The sequence below is a fragment of the Pandoraea terrigena genome (assembly GCF_902459705.1).
GTDB lineage: Bacteria > Pseudomonadota > Gammaproteobacteria > Burkholderiales > Burkholderiaceae > Pandoraea > Pandoraea terrigena.
Genome location: NZ_CABPRU010000001.1, coordinates 887,054 through 910,269 on the forward strand (window position 1 = coordinate 887,054; position 23,216 = coordinate 910,269).

20 protein-coding genes are annotated in these 23,216 nt (G+C 63.7%); 18 read left to right on the forward strand and 2 right to left on the reverse strand.

Annotated elements, in window-relative coordinates:
- Nucleotides 1-80: 80 nt before the first annotated feature.
- The 9 genes from PTE31013_RS04060 to PTE31013_RS04100 all read left to right on the forward strand — a co-directional run bounded on the left by PTE31013_RS04060 (nt 81) and on the right by PTE31013_RS04100 (nt 11,699).
- Entirely contained in the window at nt 81-725 is a 645-nt protein-coding gene (locus PTE31013_RS04060) for a DUF502 domain-containing protein (protein WP_150611497.1), read from the forward strand.
- Between the two features lie 48 nt (nt 726-773).
- On the forward strand, nt 774-2,576 hold the full coding sequence (gene aspS / locus PTE31013_RS04065; protein WP_150611498.1) for an aspartate--tRNA ligase: 1,803 nt from the start codon (nt 774-776) through the stop codon (nt 2,574-2,576).
- A gap of 202 nt (nt 2,577-2,778) precedes the next feature.
- On the forward strand, nt 2,779-3,243 hold the full coding sequence (gene nudB, locus PTE31013_RS04070) for a dihydroneopterin triphosphate diphosphatase (RefSeq protein WP_150611499.1): 465 nt from the start codon (nt 2,779-2,781) through the stop codon (nt 3,241-3,243).
- A gap of 18 nt (nt 3,244-3,261) precedes the next feature.
- Nucleotides 3,262-4,419 carry a cardiolipin synthase ClsB gene (gene clsB, locus PTE31013_RS04075; protein ID WP_150611500.1) on the forward strand — a complete coding sequence of 386 codons (1,158 nt, stop codon included), beginning with the start codon at nt 3,262-3,264 and terminating at the stop codon, nt 4,417-4,419.
- 211 nt (nt 4,420-4,630) lie between these two features.
- Entirely contained in the window at nt 4,631-5,224 is a 594-nt protein-coding gene (locus PTE31013_RS04080; RefSeq protein WP_150611501.1) for a TetR/AcrR family transcriptional regulator, read from the forward strand.
- Nucleotides 5,225-5,272: 48 nt separating this feature from the next.
- Nucleotides 5,273-7,060, forward strand: a complete 1,788-nt coding sequence (locus PTE31013_RS04085) for an acyl-CoA dehydrogenase C-terminal domain-containing protein (protein WP_150611502.1) — start codon at nt 5,273-5,275, stop codon at nt 7,058-7,060.
- A 17-nt stretch (nt 7,061-7,077) separates the two neighbouring features.
- Nucleotides 7,078-9,522: a 3-hydroxyacyl-CoA dehydrogenase/enoyl-CoA hydratase family protein gene (locus tag PTE31013_RS04090; protein WP_150611503.1), complete on the forward strand. Its 2,445-nt coding sequence runs from the start codon at nt 7,078-7,080 to the stop codon at nt 9,520-9,522.
- A gap of 17 nt (nt 9,523-9,539) precedes the next feature.
- Nucleotides 9,540-10,739, forward strand: a complete 1,200-nt coding sequence (locus tag PTE31013_RS04095) for an acetyl-CoA C-acyltransferase (RefSeq protein ID WP_150611504.1) — start codon at nt 9,540-9,542, stop codon at nt 10,737-10,739.
- A gap of 192 nt (nt 10,740-10,931) precedes the next feature.
- Nucleotides 10,932-11,699: an enoyl-CoA hydratase gene (locus PTE31013_RS04100; protein WP_150611505.1), complete on the forward strand. Its 768-nt coding sequence runs from the start codon at nt 10,932-10,934 to the stop codon at nt 11,697-11,699.
- Nucleotides 11,700-11,797: 98 nt separating this feature from the next.
- Here PTE31013_RS04100 and PTE31013_RS04105 read toward each other — a convergent pair whose 3' ends face one another.
- A complete protein-coding gene (locus PTE31013_RS04105) occupies nt 11,798-12,217 on the reverse strand; it encodes an acyl-CoA thioesterase (RefSeq protein ID WP_150611506.1) in 420 nt (139 codons plus the stop codon).
- Nucleotides 12,218-12,423: 206 nt separating this feature from the next.
- Here PTE31013_RS04105 and PTE31013_RS04110 point away from each other — a divergent pair, with 206 nt between their 5' ends.
- From PTE31013_RS04110 to PTE31013_RS04140, 7 genes are all read left to right on the forward strand, one after another.
- Nucleotides 12,424-14,328 carry an ABCB family ABC transporter ATP-binding protein/permease gene (locus PTE31013_RS04110; protein ID WP_150611507.1) on the forward strand — a complete coding sequence of 635 codons (1,905 nt, stop codon included), beginning with the start codon at nt 12,424-12,426 and terminating at the stop codon, nt 14,326-14,328.
- 106 nt (nt 14,329-14,434) lie between these two features.
- Entirely contained in the window at nt 14,435-15,391 is a 957-nt protein-coding gene (locus PTE31013_RS04115) for a LysR family transcriptional regulator (protein WP_150611508.1), read from the forward strand.
- Nucleotides 15,392-15,591: 200 nt separating this feature from the next.
- On the forward strand, nt 15,592-16,878 hold the full coding sequence (locus PTE31013_RS04120) for a Glu/Leu/Phe/Val family dehydrogenase (RefSeq protein WP_150611509.1): 1,287 nt from the start codon (nt 15,592-15,594) through the stop codon (nt 16,876-16,878).
- 164 nt (nt 16,879-17,042) lie between these two features.
- Entirely contained in the window at nt 17,043-17,951 is a 909-nt protein-coding gene (locus PTE31013_RS04125; protein ID WP_150611510.1) for a glutamate/aspartate ABC transporter substrate-binding protein, read from the forward strand.
- A gap of 109 nt (nt 17,952-18,060) precedes the next feature.
- Nucleotides 18,061-18,801, forward strand: a complete 741-nt coding sequence (locus PTE31013_RS04130) for an amino acid ABC transporter permease (protein ID WP_150611511.1) — start codon at nt 18,061-18,063, stop codon at nt 18,799-18,801.
- Nucleotides 18,801-19,481 carry a glutamate/aspartate ABC transporter permease GltK gene (gene gltK / locus PTE31013_RS04135; RefSeq protein WP_150588234.1) on the forward strand — a complete coding sequence of 227 codons (681 nt, stop codon included), beginning with the start codon at nt 18,801-18,803 and terminating at the stop codon, nt 19,479-19,481. The genes PTE31013_RS04130 and gltK overlap by 1 nt, the downstream gene beginning before the upstream one ends.
- The gene (locus PTE31013_RS04140) at nt 19,478-20,203 is read left to right on the forward strand and encodes an amino acid ABC transporter ATP-binding protein (protein ID WP_150611512.1); all 726 of its coding nucleotides are present in this window, start codon (nt 19,478-19,480) and stop codon (nt 20,201-20,203) included. Before gltK ends, PTE31013_RS04140 begins: the two co-directional genes overlap by 4 nt.
- Nucleotides 20,204-20,277: 74 nt before the next feature.
- On the opposite strand, the gene PTE31013_RS04145 is transcribed toward PTE31013_RS04140, so the two are convergent.
- Nucleotides 20,278-21,108 carry a class II glutamine amidotransferase gene (locus tag PTE31013_RS04145; protein ID WP_150611513.1) on the reverse strand — a complete coding sequence of 277 codons (831 nt, stop codon included), beginning with the start codon at nt 21,106-21,108 and terminating at the stop codon, nt 20,278-20,280.
- Between the two features lie 193 nt (nt 21,109-21,301).
- Here PTE31013_RS04145 and pyrC point away from each other — a divergent pair, with 193 nt between their 5' ends.
- Together pyrC and PTE31013_RS04155 are read left to right on the forward strand one after the other, a co-directional pair.
- The gene (pyrC, locus tag PTE31013_RS04150; RefSeq protein WP_150611514.1) at nt 21,302-22,339 is read left to right on the forward strand and encodes a dihydroorotase; all 1,038 of its coding nucleotides are present in this window, start codon (nt 21,302-21,304) and stop codon (nt 22,337-22,339) included.
- Entirely contained in the window at nt 22,336-23,214 is an 879-nt protein-coding gene (locus PTE31013_RS04155; RefSeq protein WP_246173879.1) for a DUF3025 domain-containing protein, read from the forward strand. The genes pyrC and PTE31013_RS04155 overlap by 4 nt, the downstream gene beginning before the upstream one ends.
- Nucleotides 23,215-23,216: the final 2 nt, after the last annotated feature.

The window sequence follows — 23,216 nt, forward strand, 5'->3', positions numbered from 1 at the left end:
CGGCGCGTGCTGGGACCGCGCGCTGAAATGCTGATATGCCCGCTGACACCCCGTAGTTGCCCACATTCGCGAGCCCTGCCATGCGCGTCAAAAAACCCGCGTTGAAGACGATTTTCCTCACCGGCCTGCTGGTGCTGGTGCCTCTCGCCATCACGCTCTGGGTGCTCGGCCTGATCATCGGCACGATGGACCAGACCTTGCTGCTGCTGCCCGACGACTGGCAGCCGTCGCACCTCATCGGCATGCGCGTGCCCGGCTTCGGCGTGGTGGTGACGCTTGCGTTCGTGTTCGTCGTCGGTCTTCTGGCGCATAATTTCATCGGCCAGAAGCTGGTCGGCTGGTGGGAAGCCATCCTGACGCGCATTCCCATCGTCGGACCGCTGTATGGCAGCGTCAAGCAGGTGTCCGACACCTTGCTTTCCAGCAACGGCAACGCGTTTCGCAAGGCGTTGCTCGTGCGGTATCCGCACGCGGACGCCTGGACCATCGCCTTCCTGACCGGCGCGCCAGGGGGCGACGTGGTCAATCACTTGCAGGGCGAGTACGTCAGCGTCTATGTCCCCACGACGCCGAACCCGACGTCAGGCTTCTTCCTGATGATGCGGACGAGCGACGTGATCGAACTCGACATGACGGTCGACGCCGCCCTCAAGTACATCGTATCGATGGGCGTGGTGGCGCCCGCCCACAACCCGCGCCAGCAACGTCCCGGCCCGCTCCTCTGAGCCACCGGGAATCGCCGGCGCCATTTTTTTGAAAATCGGAACAGCAAAATGTCCATGCGTACCTCCTACTGCGGTCTGGTGACCGAGCAACAACTGGGCCAAACGGTCAAGCTGTGTGGCTGGGTCAATCGCCGCCGTGATCACGGCGGGGTCATCTTCATCGACCTGCGCGATCGCGAGGGTCTGGTGCAGGTCGTGTGCGATCCGGACCGCGCGGAAATGTTCAAGGCCGCCGAAGGCCTGCGCAATGAGTTCTGCGTGCAGATCACGGGCCTGGTGCGCAGCCGTCCGGCGGGCACCGAGAACGCCAACCTGACGAGCGGCAAGATCGAAGTGCTGTGCCACGATCTGGAAGTGCTCAACCCGTCGGTGACGCCCCCGTTCCCGCTCGACGACGAAAATCTGTCGGAAACCACACGCCTCACGCATCGCGTGCTGGATCTGCGTCGTCCGCAGATGCAATACAACCTGCGCCTGCGCTACAAGGTGGCGATGGAAGTTCGCAAGTACCTGGACGCGCAAGGCTTCATCGACATCGAAACCCCGATGCTCACGAAGAGCACCCCGGAAGGCGCGCGCGACTACCTGGTGCCGTCGCGTGTGAACGCCGGCATGTTCTTCGCGCTGCCGCAGTCGCCGCAGCTCTTCAAGCAGTTGCTGATGGTGGCCGGCTTCGACCGCTATTACCAGATCACCAAGTGCTTCCGCGACGAAGACCTGCGCGCCGACCGTCAGCCGGAATTCACGCAGATCGACTGCGAAACCTCGTTCCTCACGGAGCAGGAAATCCGCGATCTGTTCGAGAACATGATTCGTCATGTGTTCAAGGAAGCCATCGACGTCGAGCTCGACGCCAAGGTGCCGGTCATGGAGTTCGCGGAAGCGATGCGTCGCTTCGGCTCCGACAAGCCTGATCTGCGCGTGAAGCTTGAATTCACCGAGCTGACCGACGTGATGGCGGACGTGGACTTCAAGGTGTTCTCGGTGCCGGCCACGACCGAAGGCGGCCGTGTGGTCGCGCTGCGCGTGCCGGGCGGCGCGGAGATCTCGCGTAGCGAAATCGACGCCTATACCGATTTCGTGAAGATCTACGGCGCGAAGGGCCTGGCGTGGATCAAGGTCAACGAAGTGGCCAAGGGGCGTGATGGCCTGCAAAGCCCGATCGTGAAGAACCTGCACGACGCCGCCATTGCCTCGATCCTCGAGCGTACCGGCGCGCAAGACGGCGACATCATCTTCTTCGGTGCGGACAAGGCCAAGGTCGTCAACGACGGCATCGGCGCGCTGCGACTGAAGATCGGCCACTCGGAATTCGGCAAGGGCCACGGCCTGTTCGAGGCCGGCTGGCGTCCGCTGTGGGTCGTCGACTTCCCGATGTTCGAGTACGACGAGGAAGACGCCCGCTGGGTCGCGTGCCATCACCCGTTCACGAGCCCGAAGGACGAGCATATCGACTACCTCGAGACCGATCCGGGCAAGTGTCTGGCCAAGGCCTACGACATGGTGCTCAACGGCTGGGAAATCGGCGGCGGTTCGGTCCGTATCTTCCAGGAAGACGTGCAGAGCAAGGTGTTCCGTGCGCTCAATCTCGGCGAGGAAGAAGCCCGTGCGAAGTTTGGCTTCCTGCTCGACGCGCTCCAGTACGGCGCGCCGCCGCACGGCGGCATTGCGTTCGGTCTCGACCGTGTCATCACGATGATGGCCGGTGCCGATTCGATCCGTGACGTGATCGCGTTCCCGAAGACGCAACGTGCGCAGGATCTGCTCACGCAGGCGCCGTCGTCGGTCGACGAGCGTCAACTGCGCGACCTGCATATCCGTCTGCGCCAGCCGGAAGCGCCGAAGGTCTGACGTGGCTGACGGGGCCGATCACCGGCCCCGTTCGCAAGATGCCAACCCCCTCTGCCGTCAGGCGAGGGGGTTTTCGCTTTTTGGGCGCGATTCGCCGGCGACGAATGGCAGTTCGTATCGCGCGCGCCGCAACACCCGGCGTTTGCCCTATACAATGCCTCATCGGTGCCGGTCGTCGGTGCCGTCATCGAATTCTGCTTGCATGAAGCCATTCAAGATTCCCGAATCCGTGCTCGTCGTGATCCATACGCCAGCGCTCGATGTCCTGCTCATCGAGCGTGCCGATGCCGAGCACTTCTGGCAGTCGGTCACCGGCAGCAAGGACCGGCTCGACGAGCCGCTGGTCGAGACGGCCGTGCGCGAAGTCTTCGAGGAGACCGGCATTCGAGTGGCGAACGGCACCCCGGTACCTGCCGCTGCCCTGACTGATTGGCAGCACGAAATTCAATACAACATCTATCCTCGCTGGGCGCATCGCTACGCGCCGGGCGTCACGCGCAATACGGAACACTGGTTCGGCTTGTGCGTGCCGGAAAACACCGCCGTGACGCTTTCGCCACGCGAGCATGTCGCCTACGCCTGGTTGCCGTGGGAAGCGGCCGCTGCGCGCTGTTTCTCTCCGTCGAACGGCGATGCCATCCGGCAGTTGCCGTTGCGCGTGCGCTAGCCGCGGCACCGCGCGCCGATGAGCAAATACCTGCCCTTCACCCGCGATAACGATCTGACGCTGCTCTATCTCGGTCAGCGTTATTTCACCGCCCTCGTCGCCGCGATCGACAGCGCCACCCGCGAAGTGGTGCTCGAGACCTATATCTTCGAGCCCGACGACGCCGGGCGGCAGGTCGCCGCCGCGCTGGAACGCGCCGCGCAACGCGGCGTTGCCGTGCGCGTCATCCTGGACGGCGTCGGCACGAGCCGCCGCCTGCCGTTTCTCGTGGACTGGGTCGAGAGCGGGGTGGTACATCGCATCTACAATCCGCGTCTGTTCGGCAAGTTCGGTTTTTCACGCACGCACCGCAAGCTGGCCATCATCGATCATGCGGTGGCGTTCGTCGGCGGTATCAATATCATCGATGACGACAACGCCGGTGACGGCACGCGCATGGACGGTCCGCGCTGGGACTTTGCGGTGCAATGCCGCGGTCCGATCGTCGCCGCGATCTCGATCGCGTTTCACATTCAGTGGCTGCGCCTGGCGCCGGGGTATTTGGGCACGCCGTTTCGTTATCGGCGCCGCGGGCAACGTGGGCGCCTGCACGCTCCTTACGCCGGTCAGGCGGCCTTTGTGGCGCGCGACAACCTGCACAATCGCCGCGCGGTGGAAAAGGCGTATTTGACGGCGCTGGGCCGCGCGCGCCACGAGGTCTGGCTCGCGAATCCCTACTTCGTGCCCGGCCGACGGTTGCGGCGCGCGCTGACGCAGGCGGCCAAGCGTGGCGTGGCGGTGCATCTGCTGATCGGACGCAACGAATTCCGCCTGCTCGATACCGCCGTGCCATGGCTTTACGCCAAGTTGCTCGATGCCGGTGTGCGCATCGGCGAGTACGACGTGCGTCAACTGCATGGCAAGGTGGCCGTCGTCGACGACGTGTGGGCGACGGTTGGCTCCTCCAACCTGGACGCCCTGTCCCTGTTCCTGAATCACGAGGCCAACGTGGTCGTGCTCGATGACCCGTTGGTCATCGAACTGCGCGACCATATCCGCCAGGCCTTCTCCGAGGCACGTCTCATCGACCCTGCCCGGTACGGCGAACGCTCGCGCTGGCGGCGCTTGCGGCAATGGGCGGCGTACCGCCTCTACCGCTTTGTGATGCGACTGCTCACGCGCGGCAACTACGACTGATTTTCGGCCGAACGGCGGTCAATTCCTCCGTCTCTCGCTGCGCGTGGGGCCGTGTTCCGCCGCCGCAAAAACGCCCCCTCCCACGGATACCGATTAGGTATTCCGATCTAATAAATTCCTTGTTCGCCCCTGGGTGTCCCTCAATAATAGGACGGCCGTTCGATTTTTTGGTTAGCATCGGAGAACGGATAACCAAAGCGATGCCATACACATGCGAAAGGGTGAACAGACACGCGCCGCAATCCTGAATGCTGCGCTGGAACTTGCGGGGCGCGATGGACTCGAGGGGCTGACGATCGGCTTGCTGGCCGACCGTATGCGGATGAGCAAGAGCGGCGTCTTCGCGCACTTCGGTTCGCGCGAGGATTTGCAGATTGAAGTGCTGCGCGAATACCACCGGCGTTTCGAGGAAGAGGTGTTCGCCCCCGGCATGGAAGCGCCGCGCGGCTTACCGCGACTCAGGGCGCTGGTGGATCGCTGGATGGACAAGCGCATTCGCGAGGTGACGACGGGCTGCATCTATATCAGCGGCGCCGTCGAGTACGACGATCGCGCGGCCAGTCCGGTGCGCGAAGCCTTGGTGAAGAGCGTGCGGTTGTGGCGATCGGCCCTGCTGCGCGCGATCACGCAAGCGAAGGAGGAGGGGCATCTGCGTGCAGACACCGATCCGCGTCTGATGCTCTTTGAAATGTACAGCCTGACACTCGGATTGCATCACGACGCGAGGTTCCTTCGTGAGCCGGGGGCGGTCGAGATGACCCGGGTAGCACTGGAAAAACTGATTTCGTCTTATCAGCGCGGGTGAGGCGCGAGCCGTCCGCGATTCAATTCGATTTGTTCGGAGGAGTAGGTCATGGGACAGTACAACGCGCCGCTGCGCGACATGCAATTCGTTCTGCACGAGCTGCTGGGCGTGGAGAACGAATTGAAGGCATTGCCGAAACACGCGGACATCGATGCCGATACCATCAACCAGGTGCTCGAAGAGGCCGGCAAGTTCTGTAGCGAAGTCGTCTTCCCGCTGAACCAGGTGGGGGATCGCGAAGGCTGCAAGTACGAAGGCGATGGCGTCGTCACGACGCCGACCGGCTTCAAGCAGGCTTACCGGCAATACGTCGAAGCCGGCTGGCCCTCGCTGGCATGCGACCCCGCGTTCGGGGGGCAAGGGTTGCCGCAGGTCGTCAACAACGCCCTGTACGAAATGCTCAACTCCGCCAACCAGGCCTGGACAATGTATCCCGGCCTGTCGCACGGTGCCTACGAGTGCCTGCACGCCCACGGCACGCCCGAGCAGCAGGCCACCTACCTGCCGAAGATCGTGTCGGGCGAATGGACCGGCACGATGTGCCTGACCGAGCCGCATTGCGGCACCGACCTGGGCATGCTGCGCACGAAGGCCGAGCCGAATGGCGACGGCTCGTACGCCATCTCCGGCACGAAGATTTTCATCTCCGCGGGCGAGCACGACATGGCCGCCAACATCGTCCACCTCGTGCTGGCCCGTCTGCCTGACGCCCCGCCGGGAACGAAGGGCATCTCGTTGTTCGTCGTGCCGAAGTTCATCCCCGACGCGAACGGTGCCCCGGGCGAGCGCAACGGGATCAAGTGCGGCTCCATCGAGCACAAGATGGGCATTCACGGCAACGCCACCTGCGTGATGAACCTCGACGGCGCGCGCGGCTGGCTCGTCGGCGAACCGAACAAGGGCCTGAACGCCATGTTCGTGATGATGAACGCCGCGCGCCAGGGCGTGGGCATGCAGGGGATGGGCCTGACGGAAGTCGCCTATCAGAACTCGCTGGTGTACGCGAAGGAGCGCATCCAGATGCGCTCGCTCACCGGACCGAAGGCACCGGACAAGCCGGCCGACCCGATCATCGTGCATCCGGACGTGCGCCGCATGCTGCTCACGCAAAAGGCCTATGTGGAAGGCGGTCGCGCGTTCTCGTACTGGACCGCGCTGCACATCGACAAGGAGCTGTCGCATGGCGACGAAGCCGAGCGCCGCGAAGCGGCGGATCTGGTCGCGCTGCTCACGCCGATCATCAAGGCGTTCCTGACCGACAACGCCTTCGAGTGCACGAACCACGCGATGCAGATCTACGGCGGCCACGGCTATATCGCCGAGTGGGGCATGGAGCAGTACGTGCGCGACGCGCGCATCAACATGATCTACGAAGGCACCAACTCGATTCAGGCGCTCGACCTGCTTGGCCGCAAGGTGCTTGGCGACATGGGCGCGAAGCTCAAGAAGTTCGGCAGGATCGTGCAGGACTTCGTGGAAGCCGAAGGCGTCAAGGAAGAGATGCAGGAGTTCGTCAATCCGCTCGCGGACATCGGCGACAAGGTCCAGAAGCTGACGATGGAAATCGGCATGAAGGCGATGGCCAACCCCGACGAAGTCGGTGCGGCTGCCGTCCCGTATCAACGCGTGGTCGGTCATCTCGTGTTCGCGTACTTCTGGGCGCGCATGGCACGAATCGCGCTCGACAAGCAAGGTAGCGGCGACAAGTTCTATGCCTCGAAGCTCGCCACCGCGCGGTTCTACTTCGCCAAGCTGTTGCCGGAGACCGCGTATCACATCCGCGTAGCTCGCGCTGGCGCGAAGACGCAAATGGAAGTCGACGTCGACCTGTTCTGAGAGCGGAGGAGATCACTGTGAGCCAAACCAACAAACCCCTGGTCGTACGCAAGGTCGCTGTGCTCGGCGCCGGCGTGATGGGTGCGCAGATCGCCGCGCACCTCGTCAATGCGAAAGTGCCCGTCGTGCTGTTCGATCTGCCGGCCAAGGAAGGCCCGAAGAACGGCATCGTCATGCGCGCCGTCGACGGCCTGAAGAAGCTGAGCCCCGCGCCGTTCGCCGACAAGGCCGACGCGCAATACATCGAAGCGGCGAACTACGAGGACGACCTTGAGAAGCTCGCCGGCTGCGACGTGGTGATCGAGGCGATCGCCGAGCGCATGGACTGGAAGCACGACCTGTACAAGAAGGTCGCGCCGCACTTGGCCCCGCATGCGATCTTCGCATCCAACACGTCGGGCCTGTCGATCACTGAACTCTCGGAAGGCTTCGACGCCGACCTGAAGTCGCGCTTCTGCGGCGTGCACTTCTTCAACCCGCCGCGCTACATGCATCTGGTCGAGCTGATTCCGACCGCGACCACCGGGCCGGCTATCCTCGACCAGCTCGAAACGTTCCTCACCTCCACGCTCGGCAAGGGCGTGGTGCGCGCGAAGGACACACCGAACTTCATCGCCAACCGGGTGGGCGTGTTCTCGATCCTGGCGGTGTTCGCCGAAGCGCAGAAGTATGGCATTCCGTTCGACGTGGTCGACGACCTGACCGGCAGCAAGCTGGGCCGTGCCAAGTCGGCCACGTTCCGCACGGCTGACGTGGTCGGCCTGGACACGATGGCGCACGTCATCAAGACGATGCAGGATAACCTCAAGGGCGACCCGTTCGCGACGACCTACGCCACGCCGCCGGTGCTGAAGGCACTCGTCGAGAAGGGCGCACTGGGCCAGAAGACGGGCGCGGGCTTCTACAAGAAGGAAGGCAAGGTCATCAAGGTGCTCGATCCGCAATCGGGCGAGTACGTCGAGTCGGGCAAGAAGGCCGACGAAATGGTCGTGCGCATTCTGAAGAAGGCCCCGGCCGAGCGTCTGCGTCTGCTGCGCGAATCGACCCACCCGCAGGCGCAGTTCCTGTGGGCGGTATTCCGCGACGTGTTCCACTACATCGGCGTGTACCTCGAGCAGATCGCCGACAACGCGCGCGAAGTGGACTTCGCGATTCGCTGGGGCTTCGGCTGGAGCACGGGGCCGTTCGAGGACTGGCAGGCCGCAGGCTGGAAGGACATCGCGCAATGGGTGCAGGAAGACATTGACGCGGGCAAGGCGCTGTCGAGCGCACCGCTGCCCAAGTGGGTGACGAGCGGCAAGGTCGCCGAGGCGGGCGGTGTGCACACGGCGGCGGGCTCCTATGCCCCGGCCAGGGACGCCTTCGTGCCGCGTAGCACGCTGCCGGTGTATCAGCGTCAGGTGTTCCCGGCCGCGCTCGTGGGCGACGCCAGCGCGGACCCGCGCCAGTCCGGCAAGACGATCGAAGAGAACGACGCGGTGCGCGTGTGGGTCGACGAGACCCCGGGCCAGGACGACGTGCTCATCGTCTCGTTCAAGTCGAAGATGAATACCATCGGGCCGGACGTCATCGACGGCCTGACGCGCGCCATCGATCTGGCCGAGCAGCAGTATCGCGCCGTGGTCGTGTGGCAGCCGACGTCGCTGCAACTGGGCGCGCCGGGCGGGCCGTTCTCGGCCGGTGCCGATCTGGCGGCCGCCATGCCGGCGTTCATGATGGGCGGCGCCAAGGGGATCGAGCCTTTCATCAAGAAATTCCAGGACGGCATGATGCGTGTGAAGTACGCGCAAGTGCCAGTCGTCTCGGCCGTTTCCGGCATTGCGCTGGGCGGCGGATGCGAGCTGCTGCTGCATAGCGCCAAGCGCGTCGCGGCGCTCGAGAGCTACATCGGTCTCGTGGAAGTCGGCGTGGGCCTCGTGCCGGCCGGTGGCGGTCTGAAGGAAGCCGCGATCCGCGCGGCGGACGCCGCGACTGCGGCGGGGAGCGTGCAGTATCTCCAGTTCGTCACGAAGTCGTTCACCAACGCGGCCATGGCGAAGGTCTCGGCCTCGGCGCTCGACGCCCGTGACATGGGCTACCTGAAGCCGACGGACACCCTCGTCTACAACGTGCATGAACTGCTGTCGGTCGCCCGCAACGAAGCGCGCGCGCTGGCGGTGGCAGGCTATCGTGCGCCGCTCAAGCCAGCCGGTATTCCGGTGGCAGGCCGCTCGGGTATTTCGACGATCAAGGCGTCGCTCGTGAACATGCGCGACGGCAACTTCATCTCGGCCCACGACTTCCTGATCGCCTCACGCATTGCCGAAGCCGTGTGCGGCGGCGACGTCGAAGCGGGCAGCCTCGTGAACGAAGAGTGGCTGCTGGCGCTCGAGCGTCGCGCCTTCATCGACCTGCTGGGCACGTCGAAGACCCAGGAACGCATCATGGGCATGCTGCAAACCGGCAAGCCGGTGCGCAACTAAGCCGATCGGAGACTGACATGAGCAAACAACTGCAAGACGCCTACATCGTTGCCGCCACGCGCGCGCCGATCGGCAAGGCACCCAAGGGCAGCTACAAGAACACGCGTCCGGACGATCTGCTCGCGACCATCCTCAGGAGCGCGCTCGCGCAGGTGCCGGATCTCGACCCGAAGGTGATCGAAGACGCCATCATCGGCTGCGCCATTCCCGAAGCCCAGCAGGGCCTGAACGTGGCGCGTATCGGCGCGCTGCTCTCGGGCCTGCCCAACACGGTGGGCGGCGTGACCGTCAACCGCTTCTGCGCCTCGGGCCTGACGGCCCTCGCGATGGCTGCTGACCGCATTCGTGTGGGCGAAGCCGACGCGATGATCGCCGGTGGCATCGAGAGCATGAGCATGGTGCCGATGATGGGCAACACGCCGTCGCTCTCGCCGTCGATCTTCGAGCGCGACGAGAACGTGGGCATTGCCTACGGCATGGGGCTGACCGCCGAGAAGGTGGCGCAGCAGTGGGGCGTGACGCGCGACGCGCAAGATGCGTTCGCGCTGGCCTCGCACCAGAAGGCAATCAAGGCGCAACAGGCCGGTGAGTTCGCGAACGAGATCACGCCGATCGAAATCGTGGAGCGATTCCCGAACCTGGCCACCGGCGAAGTATCGATCAAGACGCGCACGCTCTCGCTCGACGAAGGTCCGCGTCCGGATACCTCGATCGAAGGGCTGGGCAAGCTGCGTCCGGTGTTCGCGAACAAGGGGTCGGTCACGGCCGGTAACAGTTCGCAGACGTCCGATGGCGCCGGGGCGCTGCTCGTCGTGAGCGAGAAGATTCTCAAGCAGTTCAACCTCACGCCGCTTGCCCGTTTTGTGTCGTTCGCCGTGCGCGGCGTGCCGCCCGAGATCATGGGCATCGGTCCGAAGGAAGCGATTCCGGCAGCACTGCGCGCGGCGGGCCTGACGCAGCAGGACATGGACTGGATTGAGCTGAACGAGGCATTCGCCGCGCAGGCACTCGCCGTCATCAAGGATCTGGACCTCGATACCCGCAAGGTCAACCCGATGGGCGGCGCCATTGCCCTGGGCCATCCTCTGGGCGCGACCGGTGCAGTTCGCGCCGCGACCGTGGTGCACGCGCTGCGCCGTCACAACCTGAAGTACGGCATGGTGACCATGTGCGTGGGGACCGGCATGGGGGCGGCGGGGATTCTCGAGCGAATGTAAGCGAGCGCGTTGTCTGGCGACGATCTGCCGCCTGTCCGCCGTCGGCGGATATCCGGTCGACAGGCGGCAGACGACAGCACAGGGCGCCGGGGTGCGATGTTGCGACGATGCGGCCGCCCCCGGCGTCGTCATTGACGGCGGGCAGTGATCCGGCGTCCCTAGATGCCCGGCAAACCCGAGGAGACACAAGCGATGGACGACGTATTGGTGCAGCGCCAGGGCGCGGTGCAGGGGCTGACCTTCAACCGCGCGCACAAGAAGAACGCGATTACCGCCGCGATGTATCAGGCAATCGCGCAGGGCATCGCCGAGGCGGAGGCCGATCCGTCGTTGCGCGTGATCCTGATCCAGGGGCAGCCGGACGCCTTTTCGGCGGGCAACGATCTTGAAGACTTCCTGAAGCACCCGCCGAAGGACGACGATGCCCCGGTGTTTCAGTTCTTGCGTGCGATCAGCCAGGCGACCAAGCCCATTGTCGCCGCGGTGGCAGGCAATGCGGTGGGCGTCGGCACGACGCTGTTGCTGCATTGCGACGTGGTATACGCAACGCAAACGGCCCGCTTTTCACTGCCGTTCGCGCAACTGGCGTTGTGCCCGGAAGCGGCGTCGAGCTGGCTATTGCCGCGCGTGGCGGGCTACCAGCGTGCCGCCGAGAAGCTGCTCTTCGGTGAGCCGTTCGACGTGAACGAGGCGGTGGCGATGGGTTTCGTCAATCGTGTCGTGCCGGCGGACGAACTGGCGGACTACGCCGCGAAGCGTGCCGCGCAACTGGCGGCCATGCCCGCGGGGTCGCTGCGCGTGACCAAGCAACTGATGAAAGGCGATAGTGCACACGACGTGCAGGCTCGCATTCGCGACGAGGCGCTGGAGTTCGGCAAACGGCTCGTGTCACCCGAGGCGCGTGAGGCCTTCACGGCGTTCTTCGAGAAGCGCAAGCCGGATTTCAGTCGGTTCTCGTAACGTCAAGCCTCGCCGGGGCAGACCCGGCGGACCGGCCGATGCACGAACGCCGCACACCTCGTTTTGCGAGGTGGCGGCGTTTTTCCGTCAAAGCGCGCTCAACTTGCCGTGCCGAGCTTGGGCAGCGTGCGCGGACGGCGATCTTCGTCGGTTGCCACATACGTGACCATCGCCTCGGTGACTTTGACGATTTCGTGCGACAGGCGCATGCGTTGCGCGTACGCCTCGACGTAGACGGTGATCGACGTGTTGCCGGTCTTCACGATCGTGGCGTAGAAACTCAGCAAGTCGCCGACGAACACCGGCTCCTTGAACAGGAACGAGTTGACGGCGATGGTCGCCACGCGGCCGTTGGCGCGCTGCGCGGCGGGGATCGAGCCGGCAATGTCGACCTGCGACATGATCCAGCCACCGAACACGTCGCCGTGGGCATTGGCATCGGCGGGCATTGGCAGCACGCGCAGCGCCAGTTCTTTTTCTTCGGGCAGAGCCGTGAGGGCAGGGGTCGAGATACTCATGAGGGTCCTTGCGTGAGCTGAAAGACGAAAAGCCGGAAACGGCGGGGCAGACGGGGCGCGGCAGGCCGTCGCCGGTCGTTCCAAGTGTTTTCGCGGGAGTGCCGCCCGGCGTCGGCTCAGCATGAGACGCCGGGTTCTGCGAAAATACGCCATCGACGATTTTAGCGGAAAGCCCTCGCACGAGCCGGACGCCGCCCCTCCCCATCATGAGACGTTATTCTTCGGCCGAGCCTGCGCCGACGGCCTCCGACGCCGCTCGGCTCCCGCGCGGTGACTGGCAAGTCATCAAATCGCTGCTGCCGTATCTGCTCGAATTCCGCGGACGCGTCACGCTGGCCCTGTCGTGCCTGGTCATGGCCAAGGTCGCCAACCTCGGTGTGCCCATCATCATGAAGCACATCGTCGACGGGCTCGGCCCTGTGGCGACACTCTCGGCCACGGCGCGCGCGTCGGGCGATGCGAGCCTGATCGTCGTGGGCGGACTCGGCCTGCTGGTCGTGGCTTACGGGCTGGTACGCCTGTCCACGTCGCTTTTTACCGAGTTGCGTGAACTCCTGTTCTCGAAGGTGACGGAAAGCGCCGTTCGGCAGATCGCGCTCAAGGTGTTTCGCCATCTGCACGCGCTGTCGCTGCGCTTTCACCTGGAGCGTCAGACCGGCGGCATGAGTCGCGACATCGAGCGCGGCACGCGGGGCATCCAGTCGATGATCTCGTATTCGCTCTACAGCATTCTGCCCACGCTCATTGAAGTGGCGCTCGTGCTCGGCTTCTTCGTGGTGCGCTACGACGCGTTTTACGCCATCGTCACGCTCGTCGCGCTCTCGTTCTATATCGTGTTCACGGTGAAGGTCACGGAGTGGCGCACGCACTTCCGTCGCACGATGAACGAACTCGACTCGAAAGCGAACGCGCGCGCCATCGATTCGCTCATCAACTATGAGACGGTGAAGTATTTCGGCAACGAGGCGTTCGAGACGGAACGTTACGACGAGAACCTCAAGCGTTATCGCGCCGCGGCGATTCGGTCGCAAAACTCGCTCTCGGTATTGAATTTCGGGCAGCAGGCGATCATCGCGACCGGCCTGATCCTGATTCTCTGGCATGCCACCCAAGGGGTGATGAGTGGACGCATGACGCTCGGCGACCTGGTGCTCGTCAACACGTTCATGCTGCAACTCTACATTCCGCTGAATTTCCTCGGCGTGATCTACCGCGAACTCAAGCAGGCGATGACCGACATGGATCGCATGTTCACGCTGCTCGACGTCAATCGCGAAGTGGCCGATCCGCCGGGTGCGAAGCCGCTCGTCTGTCACGGTGGCACCGTGCGTTTCGATCATGTGAATTTCGGCTATGAGGCGTCGCGCCAGATTCTGCACGACGTCGATTTCACGGTCGCGGCCGGCACGACCACGGCCGTCGTCGGACACAGCGGCTCGGGCAAATCGACACTCTCGCGATTGCTGTTCCGCTTCTACGATGTCGGTTTCCGCGGCGCGGCGTCGGGACGCATTACCATCGACGGGCAGGACATTCGCGACGTCACTCAGGACTCGCTGCGCGCGGCCATCGGCATCGTGCCGCAGGATACCGTGCTGTTCAACGACACGATCTACTACAACATCGCGTACGGTAATCCATCGGCGTCGCGCGAGCAGGTCATCGCCGCGGCGCGAGCGGCGCACATCCACGACTTCATCGAGAGCTTGCCTGCCGGGTACGAGTCGATGGTCGGCGAGCGCGGACTCAAGCTCTCCGGCGGAGAGAAGCAGCGCGTGGCGATTGCGCGCACCATCCTGAAGAATCCGCACATCCTGATTTTCGACGAGGCGACCTCGGCGTTGGACTCGCGCTCCGAGCAGGCGATTCAGTCGGAGTTGCGCAACATCGCGCGCGAGCGCACGACGCTCATCATCGCGCACCGCCTCTCGACGATCGTGCACGCCGCGCAGATCATTGTGCTCGACAAGGGCCGTATCGTGGAGCGCGGCACGCACGACGACCTGCTGCGTGCCGAAGGACTCTACGCGCAGATGTGGGCGCTGCAACAGCAGCGTCGGGGGGGCGAGGGGGATGCCGAGGCGTCGCACTTCGCCACGGTCGTGTCGTGAGCGTCGGCGCAACTCGGTCATTCGGCGGTGGGCAGGCGCGGGCCTGTCCTCCAGACGGGCGATTGAGTAGACTAGCGCGCTGACATCGCCGACGCGGGAGTGCCTCATGGAAATCAAATGGCTCGAGGACTTCGTGTCGCTCGCCAAAACGAACAGTTTCAGCCGGTCGGCCGAGTTGCGACATGTGACGCAGCCGGCATTCTCGCGCCGCATCCAGTCGCTTGAAGCCTGGCTGGGCAGTGAACTGATCGACCGATCGAGCTATCCCACGCGCCTCACCCCGGCCGGCGCCGTGTTCTACGAGCAGGCGCTAGCACTGCTCTCGCAGGCGCAGGAAGCGCGCGCCTTGCTGCGCGAACAGCGCTCTGCCGACCACTCGGTGCTGGATTTCGCGGTGCCGCATACGCTGTCGATGACGTTCTTCCCGCGTTGGCTCAAGGCGCTGGAAAAGCGTCTGGGCCTGTTGCGCAGCCGTCTGCGTGCGCTCAACGTGCACGACGCGGCCATGTCGTTGACCGACGGCGGCTGCGACCTGCTGATGTGCTACTACCACCCGAGTCAGCCCCTCCAACTCGATGCGGCACGTTACGAGATGATCGTGCTTGGCAGCGAGCGTTTCAGCCCCTACAGTGCCCCGACGCCGCAAAAGCGCGCCCGCTTCAAGCTGCCCGGCACGCCCGACGCGCCGGTACCGTACCTGGCCTATACGGCGAATGCCTATCTCGGGCGGATGGCTGATCTGATCACCGGCGGTGCGTCGAGTCCGCCGCACCTGGACAAGGTGTACGAGACGGACATGGCCGAAGCGCTCAAGGCGATGGTGCTCGCCGGGCACGGCGTGGCGTTTCTGCCGGAAAGCGCCGTGGTCGATTCGGTCGCGCGCGGTGAACTGGTCGATCTCGCCCCCCCGGGCAAGGCTGCGGTGCCGTGGCATGTGGACATGGAAATTCGTTTGTATCGCGACCGTCTGGCCTATGCCGACGCCAGCAATCGGCGTGAGCTGACCAAGCGCGACGCGGTCGAGGCGTTCTGGCAGGCCGTGCGCGATCAACGCAAAGGCTGACGCAACGTGCAGGGGGATATATCCCGCGTGGCGTGCCGTCATGGCGGATTCGCAGGAATATCAAAACTATGCACGATATGCATAGTTACATGTTTATTCGGCATTGGATTGTTCCCGGCGGTTCTCGGTAAAGTGCCAGCCATTCGTGTCGCAAGCACGGTATGTGCGTGCGGCGCAGATTGAAGCCGGAGAATTCCATAATGTCGCAAACGTCACATATCTTGCCTTCGTACCTTCAGGCCGATGATCTCGGTCCGTGGGGCAACTACCTTCAACAGGTCGATCGCGTCACGCCTTACCTCGGCCCGCTCTCGCGCTGGGTCGAAACCCTCAAGCGTCCGAAGCGCATCCTGATCGTTGATTGCCCGATCGAACTCGACAACGGCACCATCGCCCATTTCGAGGGCTATCGTGTCCAGCACAATACGTCGCGCGGCCCGGGCAAGGGCGGCGTGCGTTTCCACCAGGACGTGACGCTGTCCGAAGTCATGGCCCTGTCGGCCTGGATGTCGGTCAAGAACGCGGCGGTGAACGTGCCCTACGGCGGTGCCAAGGGTGGCATCCGTGTCGACCCGCGCAAGCTCTCGCGCGGTGAACTCGAGCGTCTGACGCGTCGTTACACCAGCGAAATCAACATCATCATCGGGCCGACGAAGGATATTCCGGCACCGGACGTCAACACCAATGAGCAGATCATGGCGTGGATGATGGACACCTACTCGATGAACGAGGGGTCCACGGCCACCGGTGTGGTGACCGGCAAGCCGATCTCGCTGGGCGGCTCGCTGGGCCGCCGCGAAGCCACCGGCCGCGGCGTGTTCGTGGTGAGCTGCGAAGCCGCCCGCCGCCTGGGCGTCGATGTGCGCGGCGCGCGCGTGGTCGTGCAGGGCTTCGGTAACGTGGGGGGCATTGCCGCCCGTCTGTTCCACGAAGCCGGCGCGCATGTCATCGGCGTGCAAGATCACACCGGCACGATCTACAAGTCCGACGGCCTGGATGTGCCGAACCTGCTCAAGCACGTGGCCGAAACCGGCGGCGTGGGCGGGTTCCCGGCGGCGGAGACCATCAAGGACGACGAGTTCTGGTCGCTGGACTGCGAATTCATGATTCCGGCAGCGCTGGAGAACCAGATCACCGAGAAGAACGCCGACAAGATTCGCGCGAAGATCGTGGTCGAAGGCGCCAACGGTCCGACGACGACGGCCGCGGACGACATCCTGCGCAGCAAGAACATTCTTGTCGTGCCGGACGTGGTGGCCAATGCCGGCGGCGTGACGGTCTCGTACTTTGAGTGGGTGCAGGACTTCTCGAGCTTCTTCTGGACCGAGGAAGAGATCAACCACCGCCTGGAGCGCATCATGCGCGAAGCGTTCGACAGCGTGTGGCATGTGGCGCAGGAACATAAGGTTTCGCTGCGTACCGCCGCATTCATCGTCGCGTGTACCCGGATTCTGCAAGCCCGTGAGATGCGCGGTCTGTACCCCTGATCAGGCGGTGCTGTCCGGCTAAGTAGTAATACGCAATAATGCGTAAAACAGAATGTTCGGGGCGATTTGCGTTAAGAATGACGTACGTTCCGAACATTCGATAATAAAAAAATGGGCGAATGCAGTGCTAAAATGTATCTGTTTTGTGCCAAGGAGACTAAGGAATGACCCTCTCGAAAATTGCATTGGCGATGTGCTGTGTGGGCTTGATGGCAGGTGCTGCCCAGGCTCAGGAAAGCGGTACGCTCAAGAAGATCAAGGACACCGGCGTCATTTCGCTGGGTAACCGGGAGTCGTCGATCCCGTTCTCGTTCTATGACAACAACCACAACGTCGTTGGGTATGCCAATGATGTGGCGATGGCCGTCGTCGCCGAAGTCAAGAAAGAACTGAAACTGCCGAACCTGAAGGTCACGCAGACGCCGATCACGTCGCAGAACCGCATTCCGCTGGTTCAGAACGGCACGATCGACATGGAGTGCGGTTCGACCACGAACAACGCCGAGCGTCAGAAGCAGGCGGCGTTCTCGAACACGTTCTTCATCATCGGCACGCGTTTGCTTGCCAAGAACAGCTCGGGCATCAAGGACTTTGCCAACCTCAAGGGCAAGAACGTCGTGACCACGGCGGGTACGACCTCCGAGCGTCTGCTGCGCGAGATGAACCAGAAAGACAACATGGGCATGAACATCATCAGCGCCAAGGATCACGGGGAAGCGGCTATCACGCTGCATTCGGGCCGTGCCGTGGCGTTCATGATGGATGACGCCCTGCTCGCCGGCGAGCGCGCCAAGTTCAAGGACGCCAAGGACTACAGCATTGTCGGCAAGCCGCAATCGTACGAAGCCTACGGCTGCATGATGCGCAAGGACGATCCGGCCTTCAAGAAGCTGGTGGACAAGGCCGTTGCCGATTACCAGAAGTCGGGCCAGGCGCAGAAGGACTACGCCAAGTGGTTCCAGCACCCGATTCCGGCACTGGGCGGCGTGAACATGGAATTCCCGCCGTCGGCTGAAATGGCCGCCCTGTGGAAGTCGCCGAACGACAATGCTGACGTTCAAGGCGCCAAGTAAGCCTTGCGAGCTTCATGAATCGCTGAGCACCGTTAGCGCGTAATGCCGAAGCGGAAGGAGTCAATCCTTCCGCTTCTTTTTAAGCAAGATAAGTAGAAGAGGGGAGATCATGGCTCTCGGTCTCGATTTCAGTTTTTTCTTCCAGCCGGTGGCAACGGGCGAGGGGACTACCTACTTCGGGTGGCTGCTCTCGGGCTTCAAGCTCACGCTTGAAGTCGGCCTCGGTGGCTGGATCATTGCGCTTGTCGTGGGCTCCGTGCTCGGCGTGATGCGCACCGTCCCTAACAAATGGATATCCGGCTTCGCGACGGCCTACGTCGAGTTGTTCCGGAACATCCCGTTGCTTGTGCAGTTGTTCTTCTGGTACTACGTGGCGCCCGACTTCCTGCCGGAATCGGTCCGCACGTGGCTTTTCGCGCTCAATCCGGCGAATGTCTCGCTGCTCACCGGCGTGGTTGGCCTCGGGCTCTTTACCGCCGCCCGTGTGTGCGAGCAGGTGCGCTCCGGTATCAATTCGCTGCCAAAGGGGCAGAAGAGCGCCGGTCTGGCCGTGGGGCTCACGCTGCCGCAGACGTATCGCTACGTGCTGCTGCCGGTGGCCTTCCGGGTGGTGATCCCGCCGGTCACCTCGGAGTTCGTCAACATCTTCAAGAACTCTGCCGTGATCTCGACGGTGAACCTGCTTGAATTGACGGGGCAGGGCAAGCAACTCATCGACTACACGGCGCATAGCTACGAGTCGTTCATCGCGGTGACGCTCGCGTACATGGTCATCAACGTCGCGGTGCTGGTGCTCATGCGTTTCATCGAAGCCAAGACCCGCCTGCCGGGCTACATCGGGGGCAAATAATGGGTGAGATCTTCGCATGGGGCGGTGCCATCGACGCGATGCCGCTGCTCATCAAGGGCATGATCACGACGCTGCAGATCACGGTGCTCGCCGTGATCGTGGGCATCATCTGGGGCACGCTGCTCGCCATGATGCGTCTGTCGGGCGTGACGGTACTGAAGTGGTTCGCGGACCTGTACGTGAACCTGTTCCGTTCGATCCCGCTGCTGATGGTGCTGCTGTGGTTCTTCCTGATCGTGCCGCAGGTGCTGCGCTCGGTGCTCGATGTGCCGCCGACGTGGGACATCCGGATGGTCTCCGCCCTCGTCGCCTTCTCGCTGTTCGAAGCGGCGTATTATTCGGAAATCATTCGTGCGGGTATCCAGAGTGTGTCGCGCGGCCAGATGTCCGCCGCCTACGCGCTGGGCATGTCGTACTGGCAGGCGATGGCATTGGTCGTGCTGCCGCAGGCGTTCCGCAACATGGTGCCGCTGCTGCTCACGCAGGGCATCATCCTGTTCCAGGACACCTCGCTCGTGTACGCGATCGCCTTGGCCGACTTCTTCGGCATGGCGTACCAGGTGGGCCAGCGTGACGGCACGTTGCCTGCCATGATTGTGTTTGCCGGAGCAGTCTACTTTGTGATCTGCTTCACGGTTTCGATGTCGGTTAAACGTCTTCAGAAGAGGTTGGCGAAATGATTACCCTTAAAAACGTCTCCAAGTGGTACGGCCAGTTCCAGGTGCTCACGGACTGCTCCACTGAAGTCAAGAAGGGTGAAGTCGTGGTGGTGTGCGGCCCGTCGGGTTCGGGCAAGTCCACGCTCATCAAGACCGTCAATGGCCTGGAGCCGATCCAGCAAGGCGAGATCATCGTCGATGGTACGTCGGTTGCCGACCCGAAGACGAACCTGGCCAAGTTGCGCTCGCGCGTGGGCATGGTGTTTCAGCACTTCGAACTGTTCCCGCACCTCTCGATCATCGAAAACCTGACGCTCGCGCAGGTCAAGGTGCTCGGCCGCAACAAGGAGGCCGCGCGTGAAAAGGGCCTGAAGTTGCTCGAGCGTGTGGGCCTCACGGCTCACGCCCACAAGTTCCCGGGCCAGCTCTCGGGCGGCCAGCAGCAGCGTGTGGCCATCGCCCGTGCCCTGTGCATGGACCCGATCGCCATGCTGTTCGACGAGCCGACCTCGGCCCTCGACCCGGAAATGATCAACGAAGTGCTCGACGTGATGGTCGAACTGGCGCAGGAAGGCATGACCATGATGGTGGTCACGCACGAAATGGGCTTCGCCAAGAAGGTCGCGAACCGTGTGATCTTCATGGACCAGGGCATCATCGTCGAAGACGACAAGAAGGACGAGTTCTTCGCGAATCCGAAGTCGGATCGCGCCAAGGACTTCCTGGCCAAGATCCTGCACTGATCGTCGTAGGTGCCGGAATGAAAAAAGCGTGCCTTCGGGCACGCTTTTTTATGGGCGTCTGCGCCGCCGTGGCCTCACTGGCAGGCGGTGTTCTGCGCGTTGCGCAGGCGAACGGCTTCGGGAATCGGCACCACGGTGCGCAGCGACGGCGCGCCTTTCTCGAACAGAATCAACTCGCCTGGCGCGAAGGTTGTCCAGACTTCGTTGTCCGTGAGTGGCGCCGTGGCGATCACCGCGACACGATCGGCCGGCGTCGTGAACTTGGAGAAATCGATTTCCCAGTCGGCATCGATCAGATGCGCCTTCGTGAAAGGCCATTGGCGGGCGATAAAGTGCAACCGCGTCGAGCAGTGCGCGATCAGCGCCTGGCCGTTCGAGAGGACGAAGTTGAACACGCCGTGGCGCGTGATCGTGCGCGTAATGTCCTCGACGGCGTGGAACAGCTCGTCGAGCGGCGGCTGCGAGCCGGGGAAGCGCTTGCGCAGGCCCTGCATGATGTCGCAGAAGGCGCGCTCGCTGTCGGTCGTCCCCACCGGCTGGTAGACGCCCGAGAGAAACGGGTCGTAGTCGAGCAGATCGCCGTTGTGCGCGAAGATCCAGTGGCGTCCCCACAGTTCGCGCTGGAACGGGTGGCAGTTCTCCAGCTCAACGATGCCTTGTGTCGCTTTGCGGATATGCGCGATCACGTTCTTGGACTTGATCGGGTATTTCTTCACCAGCTCGGCGATGGGCGAATTCGCCGCGGCCTGGTGATCGATGAACAGCCGGCAGGCTTTGTCCTCGAAAAAGGCGATGCCCCAGCCGTCCGCATGGTGATCCGTGCCGCCCCCACGCGCCGCGAAACCGGTAAATGAGAACGTGATGTCGGTCGGTTCCGCACAATTCATTGCAAGCAGTTGGCACATGGGGCGGGCAAATCGAAGATGGGGTGCGCACGTCGTGTCGGGGCGCCACAACCAGTACAATATGGGGTTGCACAAGCATAGCACCGGCCCCTGTGTACGTACATTCCCGCCCCATGAGTCCGTCGCGCCGACGCGTCACCGCGCCGCCACGGTCTCATGGGCTGGCCGCCTCCCCAGATCCCGGAAAACGTTCATGACCAACCAACTGACTCTCACCCGTCCCGATGACTGGCACCTGCACGTGCGCGATGGCGATGTGCTCAGGAGCGTGCTGCCCGACAGCGCCCGCCAGTTCGGGCGCGCGATCATCATGCCGAACCTCAAGCCGCCGGTCACCACGACCGAACTCGCCGGGGCGTATCGCGAGCGTATTCTCGCGGCGCGCCCGGCCGGCAACGCGTTCGAGCCGCTCATGACCCTGTACCTGACCGACAACACGGCCGCCGACGAGATCCGTCGCGCGAAGGCGTCGGGCTTCGTGCACGCGGTGAAGCTCTATCCTGCTGGCGCCACGACGAACTCGGACGCCGGCGTGACCGATCTGGCCAAGTGCCGCGGTGCGCTCGAAGCGATGCAGGATGTGGGCATGCCGCTGCTCGTGCACGGGGAAGTGACGAGTGCCGACATCGACATCTTCGATCGTGAAAAGGTGTTCATCGACCGTGTGATGTCGCCGCTGCGCCGTGATTTTCCGGGCCTTAAGGTCGTGTTCGAACACATCACGACCCAGGACGCCGCAGCGTATGTCGCGCAGGCCGACGGCCCCATTGCCGCCACGATTACCGCGCATCACCTGCTGTACAACCGCAACGCGATCTTTACGGGCGGGATCCGGCCGCATTACTACTGCCTGCCTGTGCTCAAGCGTGAAACGCATCGCGAGGCGCTCGTGAAGGCGGCCACGTCGGGCAGCCCGCGCTTCTTCCTCGGCACCGACAGTGCCCCGCACGCGCGTGAAGCAAAGGAAGCCGCCTGTGGCTGCGCCGGTTGCTATACGGCGTTGCACGCGGTGGAGCTATACGCCGAAGCGTTCGACAAGGCGGGCGCGCTCGACAAGTTCGAAGGCTTCGCCAGCTTCCACGGCCCGGATTTCTACGAACTGCCGCGCAATACCGACAAGATCACCCTGGTGCGCGAAGACTGGGAACTGCCGGCAGCGCTGCCGATGGGGGATGCGACCGTGGTACCGCTGCGCGGCGGTGAAGTCATCGGCTGGAAGCTCAAGGGGTGAGTCCGGACGGCGCGTCGTCGCCTTTGGCGTCCACGCGCACAGGCCTGCCGGCGATCAACTGGCTCGCCCCTTGGTTCGATGCGGTAGCCGAGCGGGGGCGGGGCGCGTTGGCGGGTGCCGACTGGCGCGAAGCGCTCTCGGCGCAAGCGGCGGCGGCCGGACAGGTGAGTGGGCGGGGAAGGGCGCTGCGATTCGTCGCGCCGGCGGACCTTCCCGCTGACACGGCCTACGAGGCATACATCGCGGCCACCGGCGGCGTGCCGACGCGCGCGAACCTGCACGACTTCTTCAACGCGTTGATCTGGCTGACCTATCCGCGCGGCAAGGCGGCGCTCAACGCCCGTCAGGCAGACGCCATTGCCGCTGACGGTGTGCAAGCCACGCGCGGCGCTGCGCGTGATGCCGCCACCCTCTTCGACGAGAACGCCGTTCTCTTCGTGTGTAGCGATCCCACCCTTGGCGAGGCACTTCGGGCGTTCGACTGGCACACGCTCTGCGTTGCGCGACGCGCCGATTGGGGCCGCGCCTGCGAAGTGCAGCCGTTCGGGCATGCGTTGCTGGAGAAACTCGTTGCCCCGTACCCATCGGTGACGTCTCACGCCTGGATCATGGACGCGCCACACGCCTACTTTGGCTGGACGCCCCTTGCACGCCGCGCCTGGCTCGACGCCCGGATCGCACCGACGCTCGCCAGTGGGCCGCTCACGACACGCGCCTTCGCTCCCTTGCCGGTCCTGGGCATCCCCGGCTGGTGGCCGGCCAACGACGATCCGGCCTATTATCTGGACAGCTCGGTCTTCCGGCCCGGCCGGCGCCGGACTGGCGGGGGCCGCGATGGAGGACGTTGGGCGGCGACGGTACTGCGGCGCGCGTGATA

What these genes read in the sequence shown, in the direction of transcription:
- PTE31013_RS04060 (WP_150611497.1), top strand. Translation starts at nt 81, where the DNA reads ATGCGCGTCAAAAAACCCGCGTTGAAGACGATTTTCCTCACCGGCCTG.
- aspS (WP_150611498.1), top strand. Translation starts at nt 774, where the DNA reads ATGTCCATGCGTACCTCCTACTGCGGTCTGGTGACCGAGCAACAACTG.
- nudB (WP_150611499.1), top strand. Translation starts at nt 2,779, where the DNA reads ATGAAGCCATTCAAGATTCCCGAATCCGTGCTCGTCGTGATCCATACG.
- clsB (WP_150611500.1), top strand. Translation starts at nt 3,262, where the DNA reads ATGAGCAAATACCTGCCCTTCACCCGCGATAACGATCTGACGCTGCTC.
- PTE31013_RS04080 (WP_150611501.1), top strand. Translation starts at nt 4,631, where the DNA reads ATGCGAAAGGGTGAACAGACACGCGCCGCAATCCTGAATGCTGCGCTG.
- PTE31013_RS04085 (WP_150611502.1), top strand. Translation starts at nt 5,273, where the DNA reads ATGGGACAGTACAACGCGCCGCTGCGCGACATGCAATTCGTTCTGCAC.
- PTE31013_RS04095 (WP_150611504.1), top strand. Translation starts at nt 9,540, where the DNA reads ATGAGCAAACAACTGCAAGACGCCTACATCGTTGCCGCCACGCGCGCG.
- PTE31013_RS04100 (WP_150611505.1), top strand. Translation starts at nt 10,932, where the DNA reads ATGGACGACGTATTGGTGCAGCGCCAGGGCGCGGTGCAGGGGCTGACC.
- PTE31013_RS04105 (WP_150611506.1), bottom strand. Translation starts at nt 12,217, where the DNA reads ATGAGTATCTCGACCCCTGCCCTCACGGCTCTGCCCGAAGAAAAAGAA.
- PTE31013_RS04110 (WP_150611507.1), top strand. Translation starts at nt 12,424, where the DNA reads ATGAGACGTTATTCTTCGGCCGAGCCTGCGCCGACGGCCTCCGACGCC.
- PTE31013_RS04115 (WP_150611508.1), top strand. Translation starts at nt 14,435, where the DNA reads ATGGAAATCAAATGGCTCGAGGACTTCGTGTCGCTCGCCAAAACGAAC.
- PTE31013_RS04120 (WP_150611509.1), top strand. Translation starts at nt 15,592, where the DNA reads ATGTCGCAAACGTCACATATCTTGCCTTCGTACCTTCAGGCCGATGAT.
- PTE31013_RS04125 (WP_150611510.1), top strand. Translation starts at nt 17,043, where the DNA reads ATGACCCTCTCGAAAATTGCATTGGCGATGTGCTGTGTGGGCTTGATG.
- PTE31013_RS04130 (WP_150611511.1), top strand. Translation starts at nt 18,061, where the DNA reads ATGGCTCTCGGTCTCGATTTCAGTTTTTTCTTCCAGCCGGTGGCAACG.
- gltK (WP_150588234.1), top strand. Translation starts at nt 18,801, where the DNA reads ATGGGTGAGATCTTCGCATGGGGCGGTGCCATCGACGCGATGCCGCTG.
- PTE31013_RS04140 (WP_150611512.1), top strand. Translation starts at nt 19,478, where the DNA reads ATGATTACCCTTAAAAACGTCTCCAAGTGGTACGGCCAGTTCCAGGTG.
- PTE31013_RS04145 (WP_150611513.1), bottom strand. Translation starts at nt 21,108, where the DNA reads ATGTGCCAACTGCTTGCAATGAATTGTGCGGAACCGACCGACATCACG.
- pyrC (WP_150611514.1), top strand. Translation starts at nt 21,302, where the DNA reads ATGACCAACCAACTGACTCTCACCCGTCCCGATGACTGGCACCTGCAC.